The 15,953-nt window shown below is 67.5% G+C and carries 14 protein-coding genes; 9 read left to right on the forward strand and 5 right to left on the reverse strand.

All coding sequences use genetic code 11. The features are described from left to right. Positions 1–244 precede the first annotated feature (244 nt). The gene (locus ACWHMB_RS17375) at positions 245–1,411 is read left to right on the forward strand and encodes an efflux RND transporter periplasmic adaptor subunit (protein WP_377483560.1); all 1,167 of its coding nucleotides are present in this window, start codon (positions 245–247) and stop codon (positions 1,409–1,411) included. Then, complete coding sequence (locus ACWHMB_RS17380; RefSeq protein WP_447648653.1) at positions 1,408–4,581, forward strand: efflux RND transporter permease subunit; 3,174 nt, start codon at positions 1,408–1,410, stop codon at positions 4,579–4,581. The genes ACWHMB_RS17375 and ACWHMB_RS17380 overlap by 4 nt, the downstream gene beginning before the upstream one ends. On the opposite strand, the gene ACWHMB_RS17385 is transcribed toward ACWHMB_RS17380, so the two are convergent. The 5 genes from ACWHMB_RS17385 to ACWHMB_RS17405 all read right to left on the reverse strand — a co-directional run bounded on the left by ACWHMB_RS17385 (position 4,529) and on the right by ACWHMB_RS17405 (position 8,656). Beyond that, positions 4,529–5,272, reverse strand: coding sequence for a uracil-DNA glycosylase (locus tag ACWHMB_RS17385; RefSeq protein WP_293225549.1), 744 nt, complete (start codon positions 5,270–5,272; stop codon positions 4,529–4,531). The genes ACWHMB_RS17380 and ACWHMB_RS17385 overlap by 53 nt on opposite strands. A 168-nt stretch (positions 5,273–5,440) precedes the next feature. Then, positions 5,441–6,241, reverse strand: coding sequence for an indole-3-glycerol phosphate synthase TrpC (gene trpC, locus ACWHMB_RS17390; protein ID WP_293225551.1), 801 nt, complete (start codon positions 6,239–6,241; stop codon positions 5,441–5,443). 62 nt (positions 6,242–6,303) lie between these two features. Then, entirely contained in the window at positions 6,304–7,338 is a 1,035-nt protein-coding gene (gene trpD, locus ACWHMB_RS17395; protein WP_377483556.1) for an anthranilate phosphoribosyltransferase, read from the reverse strand. A gap of 52 nt (positions 7,339–7,390) precedes the next feature. Further along, positions 7,391–8,068, reverse strand: a complete 678-nt coding sequence (locus tag ACWHMB_RS17400) for a LysE family translocator (protein WP_377483553.1) — start codon at positions 8,066–8,068, stop codon at positions 7,391–7,393. Between the two features lie 6 nt (positions 8,069–8,074). Further along, the gene (locus ACWHMB_RS17405) at positions 8,075–8,656 is read right to left on the reverse strand and encodes an anthranilate synthase component II (protein WP_377483551.1); all 582 of its coding nucleotides are present in this window, start codon (positions 8,654–8,656) and stop codon (positions 8,075–8,077) included. Positions 8,657–9,921: 1,265 nt separating this feature from the next. Here ACWHMB_RS17405 and ACWHMB_RS17410 point away from each other — a divergent pair. The 7 genes from ACWHMB_RS17410 to ACWHMB_RS17440 all read left to right on the forward strand — a co-directional run bounded on the left by ACWHMB_RS17410 (position 9,922) and on the right by ACWHMB_RS17440 (position 15,669). Beyond that, a complete protein-coding gene (locus tag ACWHMB_RS17410; RefSeq protein ID WP_279820361.1) occupies positions 9,922–10,668 on the forward strand; it encodes a hypothetical protein in 747 nt (248 codons plus the stop codon). Between the two features lie 118 nt (positions 10,669–10,786). Then, a complete protein-coding gene (locus ACWHMB_RS17415; RefSeq protein ID WP_003090093.1) occupies positions 10,787–10,999 on the forward strand; it encodes an AlpA family transcriptional regulator in 213 nt (70 codons plus the stop codon). 42 nt (positions 11,000–11,041) lie between these two features. Further along, a complete protein-coding gene (locus ACWHMB_RS17420; protein WP_377483546.1) occupies positions 11,042–11,935 on the forward strand; it encodes a ParA family protein in 894 nt (297 codons plus the stop codon). After that, a complete protein-coding gene (locus tag ACWHMB_RS17425; protein ID WP_060784122.1) occupies positions 11,919–12,188 on the forward strand; it encodes a hypothetical protein in 270 nt (89 codons plus the stop codon). The genes ACWHMB_RS17420 and ACWHMB_RS17425 overlap by 17 nt, the downstream gene beginning before the upstream one ends. Then, positions 12,181–13,842: a ParB family protein gene (locus tag ACWHMB_RS17430; protein WP_060784121.1), complete on the forward strand. Its 1,662-nt coding sequence runs from the start codon at positions 12,181–12,183 to the stop codon at positions 13,840–13,842. Before ACWHMB_RS17425 ends, ACWHMB_RS17430 begins: the two co-directional genes overlap by 8 nt. A 15-nt stretch (positions 13,843–13,857) precedes the next feature. Continuing rightward, positions 13,858–14,418: a DUF2857 domain-containing protein gene (locus ACWHMB_RS17435; protein ID WP_377483544.1), complete on the forward strand. Its 561-nt coding sequence runs from the start codon at positions 13,858–13,860 to the stop codon at positions 14,416–14,418. A gap of 3 nt (positions 14,419–14,421) precedes the next feature. Next, entirely contained in the window at positions 14,422–15,669 is a 1,248-nt protein-coding gene (locus tag ACWHMB_RS17440; RefSeq protein WP_279820353.1) for an STY4528 family pathogenicity island replication protein, read from the forward strand. Positions 15,670–15,953: the final 284 nt, after the last annotated feature.

Genomic DNA, 15,953 nt, shown 5'->3' on the forward strand with positions numbered 1-15,953 from the left:
GACAAGGCAGGGCCGCCCCGGGCGCCCGCGCCCGCCACACTTGCTTGCATTTTCCCGTACCATGCGCCTGTCCGGCCGCCGCTGGATCCCTCCCCCTGTGGCCACCACGGCGCCGGCAGCCCATTTCGATCTTCAGTTCGTCCATGCCCATGGTGTCCGCTCGCCTATTCCTGCGCGATAAAGCGGCGCCAAATCGGGCGGCCCGCGACGCTCCACACCGCGCCTCGCCGGCGGCGCCCCACTCATGAACGCCCCGTTTTCGCCCCGCCGCCGGCCGCTGTGGCTGGCCCTGGCGCTGCTGGTGCTGGCGTGCGCCGCCTGGCTGGGCACGGGCCGGACGGCGCGCTCGGCCAAGCCGGCCGAAACCACCCCCCCACCCGTGCAGGCGACCACCACGCAGGTGCGCCAGCAGGACGTGCCGATCATTCGCACCGGGGTGGGCACCGTCACGCCGCTGGCCACGGTCACCGTGCGCAGCCGCATCGACGGCCAGCTCGAACGCGTGGGCTTCGTCGAAGGCCAGGACGTGAAGGCCGGGCAGCTGCTGGCGCAGCTCGACGCCCGGGCGCTGCAGGTGCAGCTGGAGCAGGCCCAGGCCCAGAAGGCCAAGGATGCCGCCCTGCTGGGCAACGCCCGCATCGACCTGAGGCGCTATGAAACCCTGATCGCGCAGGACGCGGCCACGCGCCAGCAGCTGGACACCCAGCGCGCGCTGGTGGCCCAGCTGGAGGCGGCGCTGAAGATGGACCAGGCGCAGATCGACGCCGCCCAGGTGCAACTGAGCTACGCCACCATCACCGCCCCGATCGGCGGGCGCACCGGCGCGCGCCTGGTGGACCCGGGCAACATCGTGCACGCCACCGACCCCGGCGGGCTGGTGGTGATCAACCAGATCGACCCGATCGCCGTCGTCTTCAGCCTGCCCGAAGGCGCCTTCCAGGACGTCAACCGCGCGCTGCAGGGCAGCCAGGCGCCGCTGGCGGTGCAGGTCAGCCTGCCGGGCAGCGCTCAGGCGCTGGCCAGCGGGCGCCTCACCCTGCTGAACAACCAGATCGACAACACCACCGGCACGATCCGGCTCAAGGCGCAGTTCGGCAACCCGCAGCACGCCCTGTGGCCGGGCCAGTATGTCGATGCCCGGCTGGTGCTGGGCGTGCGCCGCGGCGCGCTCACGGTGCCGGCCGCCGCCGTGCAGCGCGGCCCGGAGGGCACCTACGTCTACACCGTGGGCGCGGACGGCAGTGCGCAGATCGCCCCGGTCGAGGTGGCGCAGATCCAGGACGGCCTGGCGGTGATCGACCAAGGTCTGGCGGCCGGCCAGCGCGTGGTGGTCGACGGCCAGTACAAGCTGCGGCCCGGGCTGAAGGTGGCCGAGGCACCGCGGGCCGCGGCCAGCGAGGGCGGCCGGTGAGCCTGTCGGCCACCTTCATCCGCCGGCCCATCGGCACCTCGCTGCTGGCGCTGGCGATCTTTCTGGTGGGTGCGGCGGTGTGGCCGCTGCTGCCCGTGGCCTCGCTGCCGCAGGTGGACTTTCCGACCATTCTGGTCAGCGCCAACCTGCCGGGCGGCAGCCCCGAGACCATGGCATCGACCGTGGCGCAACCGCTGGAGCGCCAGTTCTCGCAGATTCCGGGCCTGGCGCAGATGAGCTCGGAAAACACCCAGGGCCAGACGCAGATCACGCTGCAGTTCGAGCTGACCCGCGACATCGACGGCGCGGCGCTGGACGTGCAGACCGCCATCAACTCGGCCGCCGGGCAGCTGCCGGCCAACCTGCCCAGCCCGCCGCGCTTTCGCAAGTTCAACCCGGCCGACGTTTCCATCCTGCAGCTGGCGGTGCAGTCCGACACGCTGCCGCTGACCACCGTCAACGAATACGCCGACACCATCCTGGCGCAGCAGATGTCGCAGATCGAGGGCGTCGGCCAGGTCATCATCTTCGGGCCGCAAAAGCCGGCCGTGCGCCTGCAGCTGGACCCGGCCCGGCTGGCCGCGCTGGGCCTGAGCCTGGAGGCGGTGCGCGCCGTGGTGACCACGGCCACCGTGAGCCAGGCCAAGGGCTCGATCAACGGCGTGCACCAGAGCTTCACGGTGGACACCAACGACCAGATCCTGAGCGCCGAGCCCTGGAACGACGTGGTGCTGGCCTACAAAAACGGCGCGCCGATCCGCCTGCGCGACGTCGGCCAGGCGGTGGCCGGGCCGGAGGACGTCACCCAGGCAGCCTGGGCCTTTGCCGGCCCCGGCGCGCCGGCCGCGGGCACCCAGCCCATCGACGGCCGCGCCATCGTGCTGGGCGTGTTCAAGGTGCCGGGCGCCAACGTGGTCGACACGGTGGAGCGCATCCGCGCCGCGCTGCCGCGCTTCGAGGCGGCGCTGCCGCCGGCGGTGCGCGTCAGCGTGCTGGTGGACCGCACGCAGAACATCAGCGCCTCGGTGGAGGAGGTGGAATTCACGCTGCTGCTGACCATCGCGCTGGTGGTGATGGTGATCTTCATCTTCCTGCGCAACGTGCCGGCGACGCTGATCCCGGGCGTGGCCGTGCCGCTGGCCCTGCTGGGCACGGCGGCGGTGATGTACCTGGTGGGCTTCAGCCTGGACAACCTGTCGCTGATGGCGCTGACCATCTCGGTCGGCTTCGTGGTGGACGACGCCATCGTGATGCTGGAGAACATCTACCGCCACATCGAGGACGGCATGCCGCCGATGGAGGCGGCCATGCAGGGCGCGAGCGAGATCGGCTTCACCATCGTCTCGATCTCGGTGTCGCTGGTGGCGGTGTTCATCCCGCTGCTGCTGATGGGCGGCATCGTCGGGCGGCTGTTTCGCGAGTTCGCCGTCACCGTGACGCTGGCCATCGGCGTGTCGCTGCTGGTTTCGCTCACGCTCACGCCCATGCTGTGCTCGCGCTTCATCCGGCCGGTGCGGCCGGAGGAGCATGGGCGCGTGTTCCGCTTTTTCGAGCGCGGCTTCGACGCGCTGGCGCGCGGCTACCGGCGCGGGCTGCTGCTGGCGCTGCGGCACGAGGGCGTCACGCTGGGCATCTTCCTGGCCACCCTGGCGGCCACCGTGGCGCTGTTCGTCGTCATCCCCAAGGGCTTTTTCCCGCAGCAGGACACGGGTTACATCGTGGGCTTTGCCGAGTTGGCGCAGGACAGCTCGCCCACCGCCATGAACCGGCGCCTGCTGCAGCTGGCCGAGATCATCGGGCGCGATGCGGACGTGGCCGCCTACAGCGTGCGCAATGGCTCGACCTTCAACACCGGGCGCGTGGCGATCTCGCTGCGACCCAAGGCCGAGGGCCGCACGGACAGCGCCGACCAGGTGATCCGGCGCCTGCGCCAAGCCACCGCACACGTCGAGGGCGTGCGCCTACTCATGCAGGCCGGGCAGGACATCAACGTCGGCGGCCGTTATTCGCGCACTCAGTACCAGTACACGCTGACCGACACCGACCTGCAGGAGCTGGACAGCTGGGCGCCGCGCGTGCTGGCGCGCCTGCGCCAGCTGCCCGAGCTGGTCGACGTCGCCACCGACCAGCAGAACGACGCGCCCATGGCCACGGTGACGATGGACCGCGCGCGCGCCGCCGCCTTCGGCATTTCGCCGGCGCTGATCGACGCCACCATCAACGACGCCATCGGCCAGCGCCAGGTGGCGCAGTACTTCACGCAGACCAACAGCTATCACGTGATCCTGGAAGTCACGCCGGCGCTGCAGCAGGATGCGGCGCTGTTCGACCGGCTGTACCTCACCTCGCCCCTGAGCGGCCAGAACGTGCCGCTGTCGAGCATGGTGCGGGTGGACACCCACAAGACGGGTTTTCTGTCGATCAACCACCAGGGGCAGTTTCCGGCCGTGACGCTGTCGTTCAACCTGGCGCCGGGCGCGGCGCTGGGCGACGCGGTCCGGGCCATCCAGCAGGCGCAGGCCGAGATGGGCGTGCCCATCACGCTGCGCGGCTCGTTCCAGGGCACGGCGCAGGCCTTCCAGAGCTCGCTGGCCACGCAGCCCTACCTGATCGCCGCCGCCATCGTCGCGGTCTACATCGTGCTGGGCCTGCTGTACGAGAGCTACATCCACCCGCTGACCATCCTGTCCACCCTGCCCTCGGCGGGCGTGGGGGCGCTGCTGATCCTGATGGCCGGCGGCTACGACCTGTCGGTGATCGCGCTGATCGGCATCATCCTGCTGATCGGCATCGTCAAGAAGAACGGCATCATGATGGTGGACTTCGCCATCCACGCCGAGCGCCAGCAGGGCCTGGCGCCGCGCCAGGCCATCTACCAAGCCTGCCTGCTGCGCTTTCGGCCCATCATGATGACCACCATGTGCACGCTGTTCGCCGGCCTGCCGCTGATGCTGGGCAGCGGCGCCGGATCGGAATTGCGCCGCCCGCTGGGCTACGCCATGGTGGGCGGGCTGATCTTCTCGCAGGCCATGACGCTGTTCACCACGCCCGTCGTCTACATCTACCTGGACCGCGCGCACCAGTGGTATGTGCGCCGGCGCGTCGCGGCGAAAGCGCTCAGGGCGCCGCCCGCCCCAGCCAGTCCACCGGCGCCAGCTGCTGGGCCGTGAGCCAGGCATTGGCCTGGCTGAAGTGCCCGCAGCCGATGAAGGGCACGGGCGGGCGCTGCGCCGACAGCGGCGAGGGGTGGTTGGCGCGCAGCACGCAGCGCGGACCGGCGGCCGGCGCAGCGGCGGCCACCGCGTCCCAGCGTGCCTGCGCGTGCGCCCCCCACAGCAGCACGCACAGCGGGCGCGCGCTGGCCTGCAGCTGGGACAAGACCAGCTCGGTCAAGTGCTCCCAGCCGCGCCGCGCGTGACTGCCTGCCTGGCCATCTTCCACCGTCAGGCAGGCGTTGAGCAGCAGCACGCCCTGGCGCGCCCAGTCGGCCAGCAGGCCCGACTGCAGCGTGGGCGCGGGGCCGTACTCGCGCGCCAGCTCCTTGAAGATGTTGCGCAGGCTGGGCGGCGCCTTGCAGTCGGGGCGCACGTCGAAGGCCAGGCCGTGCGCCTGGCCGGGGCCGTGGTAAGGGTCTTGCCCCAGCACCAGCACGCGCACCCGATCGGGCGGTGTCAGGCGCAGGGCCTTGAGCGGCTCGGGCGGGTAGATGACGGCGCCGGCGGCCAGCCGTTCGCGCAGGAAGGCGTTCAGGCGCTCGCCCTCGGCGCTGCGCCCAAAGCGGCCCAGCACCGGCTGCCAGCCCGGCGCCACGGCGTCCAGCGCCGGCGGCCAGGCGCTCAGGTGAGCGGTGAGCGAACCCATGGCCGTTGTACAGCGCTCGCAACGCCGTAATCCAAAAGAGCCCAAGGGCCGCGGAGCAGGCCAGGCCAGCGATCGCCGTGGCCGGGGTCTCCCCGGTCACTGGCGATGCCCCCTCGAGGGGGGAGGCGCAACATCGCGCAGCGAGTGGAGCAACGGGGGTGGGTCATGTCATGCAAACAGCTCGGCCAAGGCCAGGCCGGGCTCGGGCGCGCGCATGAAGGTTTCGCCGACCAGAAAGGCATGCACGCCGGCCGCGCGCAGGCGCTGCACGTCGGCGCGGGTGGCGATGCCGCTTTCGGTCACCAGCAGGCGCTCGGGCGGCACGTCCGCCAGCAGGCCCAGCGTGGTGTCCAGCGAGGTCTCGAAGCTGCGCAGGTTGCGGTTGTTGATGCCCAGCAGCGGGGTCTTGAGCTTGAGCGCGCGCTGCAGCTCGGCGCCGTCGTGCACCTCCACCAGCACGGCCATGTCCAGCGCGTGCGCCACGGCCTCCAGCTCGGCCATCTGCGCATCGCTCAGACAAGCCGCAATCAGCAGGATGCAGTCGGCGCCGATGGCGCGCGCCTCGTACACCTGATAGGGGTCGATCATGAAGTCCTTGCGCAGCACCGGCAGCTCGCAGCTGGCGCGCGCCTGCTTGAGGTAGTCGATGCGGCCCTGGAAGAACTGCCGGTCGGTCAGCACCGACAGGCAGGCCGCCGACACCTGGCCGTCGCCCTCGGCGTAGCTTTGCGCGATGTCGGCCGGGATGAAGTCGGCGCGGATCACGCCCTTGCTGGGGCTGGCCTTCTTCACCTCGGCGATCACCGCCGCCTGGCCCTTGGCGATCTTGGCGCGCAAGGCGCCGACGAAGTCGCGCGTGAGCACGCGGCTTTCGGCGTCCTCGCGCATGGCGGCCAGCGGCACCTTCTTGATGGCCGCCGCCACTTCCTCGCGCTTGACGGCGACGATTTTTTCCAGGATGTCACTCATTTATTGATAGCTCCTTGCGCTTGTCCCGCAAGCGCCAGTGGCACTTTTCATTAAATTTTTGCTCAGGCCGCCGCGTGGGCTTTGCTGAAAGCCGCCACCTGCTCCAGCTTGGCCTGGGCCGCGCCGCTGTCGATGGCCGCGCGGGCGCGCGCGATGCCGGCCGCGATGTCGGCCGTCACCCCCGCCGCGTACAGGGCCACGCCGGCGTTCAGCAGCACGATGTCGCGCGCCGCGCCCGGCTCGCCGGCCAGCACGCCGCGCAGCATGGCCACCGATTCCTGCGGCGTGGCGACCTTGATGCTGCGGTTGCTCTGCATCGCCAGGCCGAAGTCCTCGGGATGGATCTCGTATTCGCGGATTTGCCCGTCCTTCAGCTCGCCCACCATCGTGGCGGCGCCCAGGCTGACCTCGTCCATGCCGTCGCGGCCGTAGACCACCAGCGCGTGCTCGGCGCCCAGGCGCTGCAGCGCGCGCACCTGGATGCCCACCAGGTCGGGGTGGAACACGCCCATCAGGATGTTGGGCGCGCCGGCCGGGTTGGTCAGCGGCCCCAGGATGTTGAAGAAGGTCTTGACGCCCATCTCGCGGCGCACCGGCGCCACGTTCTTCATCGCCGGGTGGTGGTTGGGCGCGAACATGAAGCCCACGCCCGTCTCGGCCACGCTGCGCGCGATCTGCTCGGGCGTGAGCTGGATGTTGACGCCCAGCGCCTCCATCACGTCGGCGCTGCCCGACTTGCTGGACACGCTGCGCCCGCCATGCTTGGCCACGCGCGCGCCGGCGGCGGCGGCGACGAACATGGCGCAGGTGCTGATGTTGAAGGTGTGCGAGCCGTCGCCGCCGGTGCCCACGATGTCCACCAGGTGCGTGGCGTCCTGCACCGGCACCTTGGTCGACAGCTCGCGCATCACCTGCGCGGCGGCGGTGATCTCGCCGATGGTTTCCTTCTTCACGCGCAGGCCGGTGGTGATGGCCGCCACCATCAGCGGCGTGATCTCGCCCTTCATGATCATGCGCATCAGATCGAGCATCTCGTCGTGAAAGATCTCGCGGTGCTCGATGGTGCGCTGCAGGGCTTCTTGCGGGGTGATGGACATGGTGTGCTCCGAAATGAGGTCAGGATTCAGAAGTCGGTGAGTCGCCGCCCTCTCAAGCGGCGGGCGCCTCGGTCAGCGCCAGCTTGACGCCGAAGGCGATGAACACGGCGCCGGCGACGCCGTCCATCCAGCGCGTGACGCGCGCCAGCGCCTGCGTGCGGCCGCCCAGCCAGGCGGCGGCCAGCGCCCAGCCGATGCTGACCAGCAGGCCATTGGCGGTGAAGATCAGGCCCAGCGCCAGAAACACCCCGCCGGTGTGCGCCGTGCCCGGCGTGATGAACTGCGGCACGAAGGCGAGAAAAAACAGCGCCACCTTGGGGTTGAGCACGTTGGTGAGAAAGCCGCGGCGCAACACCGTCGTCAAGGGCAGTTTTGAATCAAATGGGCTCCCAAAGCCCATGGGTTGTGCGCGGGCAGCTCTCGTTTCAATAGCGCCTCGTCGCACCGCCGAGCGCAGCATCTGCACGCCCACCCAGCCCAGGTACAGCGCGCCCAGCCACTTGAGCACGCCGAACGCCGTGCTGCTGGCCGCCAGCAGGGCCGACACGCCCAGCGCCGCCGCGCCCACGTGCACCAGGCAGCCGGCCGCGATGCCCAGCGCCGCCACCACGCCCGCGCGCGCGCCGGCGCGCATGGCGTTGGCGCTGACGAACAGCACGTCCGGCCCCGGCGTCAGGTTGAGCAGCAGGCCGGCGGCGATGAAGAGCAACAGGGTGTGCAGGTCGGGCATGCTCGTTCAGCCTCGGTCGAGAAAGTTCTTCAGCATCGCGTGGCCGTGCTCGGTCAGGATGCTCTCGGGGTGAAACTGCACACCCTCCACGTCCAGCGTCTTGTGGCGCACGCCCTGGATCTCGCCGTCCTCGCTGGTCGCCGTCACCTGCAGGCAATCGGGTACGGCGGCGCGGTCGATCACCAGCGAGTGGTAGCGGTTGACGGTGAACTGCCGCGGCAACCCGGCAAACACGCCCTGCTGGTCGCAGGTGATGCGGCTGGTCTTGCCGTGCATCTGCGTCTGCGCGCGGACGATCGGCCCGCCGAAGGCCGCACCGATGGCCTGGTGGCCCAGGCACACGCCCAGGATGGGCAGCTTGCCGGCGAAGTGCTGGATCGCGGCGACCGACACGCCCGCCTCGGCCGGCGAGCAGGGGCCGGGGCTGATGCACAGGCGCTCGAATTCGCCGCGCTGGAACATGGCGTCGAGTTGCTCCAGGGTCACCTCGTCGTTGCGCAGGGTGGTCACCTCGGTGCCCAACTCGCCGAAGTACTGCACGATGTTGAAAGTGAAGCTGTCGTAGTTGTCGACCATCAGGAGTCTCATTATCATAAGTCCTTGATTTTATTTGATTTTTTCATTACACACGACCGCCATTACACACTTCATTACACACATCGGCGGTCGATTGCGTTGGGACAGAGCACAAACAAGTGCTGGCACCAGGCGGCAACAAGGCTTGGGGGCAGTCGCGAAGCACGCCAACGCACTATGCTGAGGGCGCGCATGCCCCAACCTTGTTGGGCCGAGCGCAGCGACAAGACGAGCGCACTCTCACCTCGCGACGAGGCAGCGTGCGAAACATCAGTTCGACGATGAAGCTGGGGAGCTATGGGCATCGGGCAATCTCCTTATGTTTGGAGCCGCCGTGCCGGGGAAGCCTTCTTGAAACCTTGCCTGCCGGTACGACGGCAAGGTGCGGTCAAGACCGCGACGACATGCCGCTTCCTATTGGAAGCGCCACCACAGAGCGATGTTGGTCGAAGCGGTACGGGTCATGGACAGACCAAAGCATTGAATTAAAAAAGCTGGAACCTAGTTCGAGCGCACCCGAACGAGTCCCAACATGAACGCACGGGATTTTATCACGAACAAACTACGCAAAGTCCACTTCCGAGGCAATGACGAGATCACCTCGGCTCGACACCCAGCGCCCAGGGAATTCACAGCAACTCCCGCACCAACCCATCAGCCCCAATCGATATCGGAAGCCTTGGTCGGACCGCCAAGCCAACACGCAAGGATCGTGACCTAGTTGAAATGGCTCGTGCGGCGCTGCCGGTCATCTCAGCACTCAATTAGGTAGAGGTGGGGAGCAAGTGGGCCAGCCACTCCACATTGACCGCTCTCCTTGTAGGCAGTCCATCAACCGCCTGCAGAGTGCCAAGTCTGCGGTGAACCGCATTGTGTGATGCTATCTCGCTATATCAGCATCCCAGCCAGATATGACATCACCGGATTTGCTCTCTTAATCCTACGCTCTGAGCAATAGATGCCGCTGCTTGTTACTTTGGAAACTGCTGGGATATCAGACCATATCGAATCGGTCTTGATGGGCTTTGCGCCACCCATGACGCTGGTACCGTGAGCGCCAATATCGAGCTTGCGTCCTTATCGCTCGATGGGCCGGCAACCAATCGATTCTTGCACACCGAGCAAGACGAAGCCACCTGCGGCGGATGCCAATCATCTCACTCGCCTACGTTCAGGGCATCGTCCCTGGCGTCCGTCGCGGGGCATAACGACACTACAGCCTCTGGCAGGGCAAGAAAGGAGCCGGTGATGTAGCGCTTCCGAAAGGAGACGAAGACATGTACAAGGACATTCCAACATCAAAGGTGTTCTATCGTCCCATCGAAGCGGCCATCCGATGGGCCGGGTTGCTGCGGTACCTGCCGATGATCCTGGCCACCATCGCATCACCGCGTTTCCTGCCGCCATCGCTGAACTGCCCGCGGTGGAATGAGTGCCGGCTGTACTCAGAGCGCATCTACGACGGCATCCTCAACGGAGAGCTGCCCTACGGCCAGAACGGGCTCACGCTCAATGACCCGAAGATACTGCAGGCGCCAGACTTGACCGTTCGCCATGTCGATCTGAAACGCTGGATGCACACCCACTATCCCGAGCACCGCCCACGGTTCCTGTTCAGCCGTGGCGAACGCATGGCGCATCCTTTCATCTCCTTAGAAACAGGACAGGCGATCCTGGTTGAGCGGTTGGCCCTTCAGGCCGCACTGGAGCATGCCCGGCGCCAGATGCGGGAACTGCAGGAGCAGCACGACAGCTTGCTCAAGCAGTCCACCGTGCTGCTGGCGTCCAAGCAATGCGAGATCAGCGAGCGCGCAGAGACGACGTATCTCAACATCATCGGCGGGATGCTGACGCTGATGCTGGGCCAGTCCCCTTCGGGCGTGCCTTACTCCAGCTTCAAAACGCAGGAGGCTCTTGTCTCGGCATTGGTCGCGCACTACGGCGGCACCATGGGCATCACGGAGCGAACCTTGAACGGCAAGTTCGCCAACGCCAGGAAGTACGTCCGTAGTGCAAGTGAATGAGGTTTTCCAGCTTGTATGTGCAATCGCGGAGATTGCATTTGCAATGTCTTTCCGTAGCCATGTCTATTGAATAGAGGTCACGCCAACAAACGCCACCGAGCGTTCAGGAGTGACCGCCATGTCGCAGACACCTGTACTCCCGCCGAACGAGCGCCGCATCCTGCGCCTCGATGAAGTCGAAGCCAAGTCCGGCTTCAAACGCGCCCACATTTACAACCTGATGAAGAAGCGCCAGTTTCCCCAGGCGCTGCGCCTGGGCGTGCGCGCCGTCGGCTGGGATTCGATCGAAATCGACCAGTGGATCGCCGAGCGCCTCAACCACCGGACCTGACCCGTTCTCCCGCGGACTTCCCATTCCAACACGGAGAGCGCCATGCAGGTCTTATCCATCATTTCAACGAAGGGCGGCGTCGGCAAGACCACGACGGCCGCCAACCTGGGCGGGCTCGCCGCCGACGCGGGGCTGCGCGTGCTGCTGCTCGATCTCGACGTCCAGCCCACCTTGTCCTCCTACTACGAGTTGGCGCACCGCGCGCCCGGCGGCATCTACGAGCTGTTGGCCTTCAACGAGCTGTTGGCCTTCAACGAGCGCGACTTCGGTCGGCTCGTGTCCCGCACGATGATCGCGGGCCTGCACCTGGTGCTCTCCAATGACCACCGGGGCGAGCTGAACACCTTGCTGCTGCACGCGCCGGACGGGCGCCTGCGACTGCGCCATCTGCTGCCGGCGCTGGCGTCGCTTTACGACCTGGTGCTGATCGACACCCAGGGTGCGCGATCGGTGCTGTTGGAGATGGCAGTGCTTGCCTCCGACGTAGCGTTGTCGCCCGTGACCCCGGAAATCCTCGCGGCCCGCGAGCTGCGGCGCGGCACCATGCAGTTGCTCGAAGACATTGCGCCGTACCGGCACCTGGGCATCGAGCCGCCGCCGCTGCATCTGCTCATCAACCGCGTCCATCCGGTGTCCGCCAATGCACGGCTGATCCAGCAGGCCCTGCGCGACCTGTTCCAGGACCATGCCGGTATCCGCGTGCTCGCCACCGACGTGCCAGCCATCGAAGCCTATCCCCGCGCCGCGACGCGCGGCCTGCCGGTGCATCGGGTCGAGCACCGCCAGCCGGCCGGCAGAGTCGCCCCTGCCGCGCTCGACACGATGCGCGCGCTCGCCAGCGAGTTGTTCCCGCAATGGCAGGACCGACTGGCTCAAGTATCCGGCCGCCCGCAGCGACCTCTTGATCCTGGGAGGCCCCATGGCGAACGCACATGAACTGGCCCGCGGCCACAAGCGGCTGCGCGCGCTGATCGAGTTTGCGGTGGGCGAAGGCTGGCACGTCAAGCGCACGCCCGGAGGACACCTGAAGTTCACCAAGGCCGGCTGCGCGGCGATCTACACCAGCTCGACCGCGAGCGACCACCGGGCCGAATTGAACGCCCGTGCGCAGATCCGCCGCGCCGAGCGAGAGGCCCGCATGGCGCTGGCCGGCGGTCGCGGGGACTGCGAGGGGTGCGGCCATGGCTGACATGACCTCTCAGGACATGGCCGGCAAGCTGCTCGCCGCCGGGTTCGAGCGCGTTGGCCCCTCGGCCACGGCCCTGAGCGACCCGATCGCGGACACGCCGATGGTCGTGACGCTGGACCAGTTGCGTCCCTACGACCACGACCCGCGCAAGAAGCGTAACCCCGCTTACGAGGAGATCAAGGCATCGATCCGCGAGCGTGGCCTGGATGCGGCGCCGGCCATCACTCGGCGTCCAGGCGAGGACCACTACATCATCCGCAACGGCGGCAACACGCGGCTGGCGATCCTGCGTGAACTGTGGTCGGAGACCAAGGACGAACGCTTTTTCCGCATATCGTGCCTGTTCCGCCCGTGGCCCGAGCGCGGCGAGATCGTCGCGCTGACCGGGCATCTCGCGGAAAACGAACTGCGCGGCGGTCTCACCTTCATCGAGCGAGCCCTGGGCGTGGAGAAGGCGCGCGAGTTCTACGAGCTGGAAAGCGGCATCCCGCTGAGCCAGTCCGAACTGGCCCGCCGCCTGGCCGCCGACGGATACCCCGTGCAGCAGTCGCACATCAGCCGGATGGCCGACGCTGTGCGCTACCTGCTGCCGGCGATCCCGACCGTGCTCTATGCCGGACTGGGGCGCCACCAGGTCGAACGGCTGTCGGTCATGCGCAAGGCCAGCGAGCGCACCTGGGAGCACTACGCCAAGGGCCGCTCTCTGGCTCAGGACTTCGACGACTTCTTCCAGGAAGTGCTTTCGCAGTTTGATGTTCAGGCCGACGAATTCTCCGCGCAGCGCGTGCAGGACGAGCTGATCGGGCAGATGGCCGAACTGCTGGGCATCGACTACGACGTACTCGCCCTGGACATGACCGAATCCGAGAGCCGCCAACGCGCCTTGGTCAGCGACCCGACGCCGCCCTCGAAGCCGCCCGCCTTGCCTGATCCGGGGGCCGTCGCGCGTCCACCAGCCGTAACCGCGCCGCCCGCCGCGATGCCTGCACCGCCTGCAGACCCGCCAGCGGCTGCCCCCTCGATGCGCGAGAGCGACGCGGATGCCAACCAGGCGGGCATGGCCAGCCCCACGGCGGCTAGCGATCTACTTGCCGAGCACATCGTCTCGCCGGCGCCGACGACCGAACGGCTTCAGTCCATCCAGCGCATGCTCGCCGATCAGTTGGGTGATGCGCTGCCGCCCGATTTTTCGGCGAGCGTCCTGCAGTCCATCCCGGTGCAGGCCGGTGGGCTCTATCCGATCTCCGATGTCTGGTACATCGATCCCGGCCTGGACACGCCGGACCGCTTGCGCATCCACATCGCGCAGTTCGCCCGCGAGATCGCGCACGAGGCAGAGCTGGACGAGTGCATCGAAGACCGCCCCGACGGCATCGGCTTCGCATGCCATGCCCACACCCAGGCCCCAGCGCCGCGTGGCCTTGCCGTCCTCGCGCTGCTGGCCTGCCTGGCCGGTCAGCAGCCCGCCGACGTCGGCCTGGACGATGGGCAGATCGTCATCGACTTACCGGGGTTGCTTCACGGCGAGGGCCAAAGTGGCAGCACCGGAGCCCGTCGATTGAGCGACACCGCGCTGGTCAAGCTGTTCCGGCTGCTGCGGCTGGCCCGGCGCCTGCGCGACCTGGAAGCCGACGCCGCGGGTTCTGGAACCTGAGCAAGGGAGGCCAGCATGTCCGCACCACACCCACTCAACCAAGCCGTCATCGCGCAGGCCCTCTACGACCTGCGCAATGGGCAACTGCGCCGCTGCAAGCTGATGGGGTTTGGCAAGGAAGACCTGGACGCCCTCAAGCATCCTGCGCTGATCAGCGTGCTGGCCAACGCCAACGTCTCCTGGTGCTCGGTGACCGTCAACCGCGAAGTGCTTCGGCGGCTGCTCAAGCAGGCGCAGGACGTGGAGAAGGAAATCGCCACGGTCGATCGCATGTTGCGCCTGGGTGCCAGCACGGAAATGGTGAGCCGCTTCTACGGCTTGACCCACCAGGAGGTCGCCTTGCGCCGGGAAGTGCTTGGCCTGCCCAAGCGCAAGGGGCGCCACCCCGTCCTGGACGAGACCCAGGACACCGAACTGTGGCGGCGCTGGAAAGCCATCACCAGCACCAGAAACGTCGATCTGGAGGACGAGACCTCGATTCTCGATGCGGCCATGGACCTGGCCGAGGGCATGTCACTGCCGCTCTCGGTGGTCTGGGCCGCGATCAGGAACTGGGTCGATCAGGGATTGGGCTAGGCCATGGCCGTGGACGACACCGCCCCACGAGCCCCGCGTCAAGGCCCCATCGCACTCGCCGACCTGTTCGACGCTGCGCTGAAGGACCTCGCGCCCAAGCCCAGCTCTGGCGCTCCCGCGCCCCTGCCTGCTCCGACGCCCACGCCTCCTACGTCCGGCGATGCTTTCCTGTTCAGTGGCAATCGGCATGAGACGGTGCCGCGGCGGCTGTTCCTCGACCGTCGCCTGACGCCGCTGGAGCGAAACGCCTGGCAGGTGTTCCGCCTGCTGCTCAACGATGACGGCGTGACGGCATTCCCGACGTATGAGCAGCTTCGGCCCTGGCTCGCATCCATGCCCTGCGCGGGCCAAGCCTCCCACGAAACCGTGGCACGGGCGCTGACGCTGCTGCGTCTGACACGATGGCTGAGCCTCGTGCGACGACGGCGCGACCCCAAGACCGGCCGCATCCTCGGCAACCTCTACGTCCTGCACGACGAACCCTTGACGCCGTTCGAGGCGATGCAACTCGACGCCGACTACCTCGCGCTGGTCAGCCAGTCCCTGGGCCATTCGGCCAAGGCCGTCCAGATGGTCGGCTTGAACACGCTCAGGGAGATCGCAGAAGACCCGCTGCTGTCCGGCCGCACGCTGCCGTCGCGGCTGCAGATCCTGGCCGAACGCCTCGCCAGCCAGGACATCCTGACCACCGGAAGTTATCCACAGGAGGATGCCGTCCACGATTCCGAAGAAGGGGCTTCGAGCCTTCTTCGGAATGCTGATGACCCGTCTTCGGATTCCGAAGCAGGGCTGAAACCCGCGCCAGACGGCGCTCTTCGGAATCCGAAGCAGGCCCGTACAGTACGTAGTAGTTGTATTAATGAAGTACGTACTACCGCGCAGGCGCGCGCGCTGGGCGATCTGCAATGGCCCAAGCGCTTCACGGAACTGAAGGCGGAACAGCAGACAGGTGCCAGGGTGGCATTGCAGCAGGTCGATGCCTCGCTGAGACAGGCCGTGCTGGACGAATGGGCCACACGATGTAGCAGCCATGGCATCCGCAATCCTGCGGGGTATCTGTTCGGCATCATCCAGCGCGCCATCCACGGTGAGTTCAACGCCTGGGCCAAGCAAGACGCGCCATCAGCATCCACTCCGCCAAATAAGCGGCCACCACCCGCACCGCCACCCCAGCCGCCCAGCAAGCCGGTGCCGCCGGAAGTCGCCAAGCAGCACATCGAGCGGCTGCGCAATCTGCTCGCCAGCAAGTGATCCGGTCAGGCGGCGAAGTGGATGCTGATGGCCGCCAGTGGAGCTATCCCCTGGGGATAGTTCAGCGGTTGGACACGACGCCGACCAGGTCCAGGGCCAGGCCCAGGCCCGGCATCGGGCATCGGCCGCGGCATCGGCGTTGTCCGCTCTGGTCGCGGCGCACAGGCTTCCTTGGCGCTCCATGGAGCTATCCCCTGGGGATAGCTCGCGCGGAATGTAGCCGCAATGCCTTGAACCGGGGCCTTGCGGGTTTCGGTTTGTTGACTGACTGCCTTCCGCTTCCT

The organism is Ottowia pentelensis (assembly GCF_964341695.1).